This window comes from Mesorhizobium sp. M1A.F.Ca.IN.020.06.1.1 (genome assembly GCF_004023265.1).
GTDB lineage: Bacteria > Pseudomonadota > Alphaproteobacteria > Rhizobiales > Rhizobiaceae > Mesorhizobium.
On sequence record NZ_RZSR01001107.1, the window covers coordinates 1 to 1,793 of the forward strand.

Below are 1,793 nucleotides of genomic sequence, written 5' to 3' on the forward strand. Positions count from 1 at the left end.
AGCCTTGGCTCCCTGCTCGCCTTGCCCGCATATCGAAGGTGGCTTTATCCGCGCTCCTTAAGGAGCCGTCCCTTCTCGCGCGACCAGTCGCGCTGCTTTTCGGTCTCGCGCTTGTCGTGCAGCTTCTTGCCGCGGGCGATGGCGAGCAGGAGCTTGGCGCGGCCGCGATCGTTGAAATAGATTTTCAGCGGCACCAGCGTCATGCCTTCGCGCTCCACGCTCTGGGCAAGCTTGGCCATCTCGCGCTTGCTGACGAGCAGCTTACGGCGCCGGCGCGGCTCGTGGTTGAAGCGGTTGGCCTGGAGATATTCCGGCAGATAGGAATTGATCAGCCAGATCTCGCCGCCTTCGGCGGAGGCGTAGCTCTCCTGGATGTTCGCCTGGCCCTGGCGCAGCGACTTGACCTCGGTGCCGGTCAGCACCAAGCCGGTCTCGATCGTGTCGAGCACCTCGTAGGAAAAGCGCGCCTTGCGGTTTTCGGCGACCGTCCTGTTGTTGGGGTCGGCTTTCTTGACTTGATTCATGATGCGGAGAGGTGGCGCCTCATCCCTAATTAATCAAGCCGGCGTGCTTCAGCGCCGCGTCGAGCTTCTCGGCGGTCGAAGCTTCGACCGTCACCAGCGGCGAGCGGACCACGTTCTCGACCTTGCCCAGCTTCGACAGGGCGTATTTGGCGCCGGATACGCCGGGCTCCACGAAAATTGCTTTATGCAGCGGCAGGAGACGATCCTGCAGTTCTAGCGCCTTGGCGCTGTCGCCGGAGAGCGTGGCTTCCTGGAACTCGGCGCAAAGGCGCGGCGCGACATTCGACGTCACCGAGATGCAGCCGACGCCGCCATGCGCATTGAAGCCGAGCGCGGACGCATCCTCACCGGAAAGCTGGATGAAATCCTTGCCGCAGGTCATGCGCTGTTCCGAGACGCGCTCGACCTTGCCGGTCGCATCCTTGACGCCGGCGATGTTCTTGAAGTCGTGGCGCAGCCTGCCCATCGTCTCCGGGGTCATGTCGATCACCGAGCGCGGCGGGATGTTGTAGATGATGATCGGCAGCTTGGTTGCCCTGGCAACGGCTGCGAAATGCTCGTAGAGGCCGCGCTGGGTCGGCTTGTTGTAATAAGGCGTGACGACCAGGGCTGCATCGGCGCCGGCCTTTTCGGCATACTGCACCAGGCCGACGGCTTCCTCGGTGTTGTTGGAGCCGGCACCGGCCACAACTGGAACCCTGCCCCTGGCGACCTCGATGCAGACCTTGACGACATTGCGGTGCTCGTCATGCGACAGCGTCGGCGACTCGCCGGTGGTGCCGACGGGCACGAGGCCCTTGGTGCCCTCGGCGATCTGCCATTCGACAAACGCGCGAAAGGCTTTCTCGTCGAAACGCCCGCTCTTTTCGAACGGTGTCACGAGCGCAGTCAGCGAGCCTCTCAGCATATTGTCCAAACTCCTTGGGACTTTGTTGGTCCAAGCATGTCGCTCTCCCAAAGCCGGGTGCCCACTTTGGGCGACATGCATCAGCGTTTTGTCGATGCGTAAATTCCCGCGCCTTCTAATCGAAAGCGAAGCCGCGCACCATAGTCTCGACACGGTTCAGCGGCAAGCATTGCTGTAGTGCCAGCAAGCGTAATTCGAACGGCCTCGATAACCTTTTGTTTACGAGCCTTTCACGACCTAAGTTTAGGCTCCGGGTCGGCCTCGAAGGCCCTGCCTGCTGACAATGTGCCGGGGTGGAACATGCCGACAAATCGGCCTCATCTGTTCGCGCTTTTGAGCGCGGCCGTCGCGCTGATACCGGG

The 1,793-nt window shown here is 62.0% G+C and carries 2 protein-coding genes; both read right to left on the bottom strand.

Annotated elements, in window-relative coordinates; genetic code table 11:
- Window positions 1-44: 44 nt before the first annotated feature.
- Window positions 45-524: an SsrA-binding protein SmpB gene (gene smpB, locus EOA60_RS31445; RefSeq protein WP_067321086.1), complete on the bottom strand. Its 480-nt coding sequence runs from the start codon at window positions 522-524 to the stop codon at window positions 45-47.
- A 25-nt stretch (window positions 525-549) separates the two neighbouring features.
- Window positions 550-1,431 carry a 4-hydroxy-tetrahydrodipicolinate synthase gene (gene dapA, locus EOA60_RS31450; protein ID WP_095823685.1) on the bottom strand — a complete coding sequence of 294 codons (882 nt, stop codon included), beginning with the start codon at window positions 1,429-1,431 and terminating at the stop codon, window positions 550-552.
- Between the last annotated feature and the right edge of the window lie 362 nt (window positions 1,432-1,793).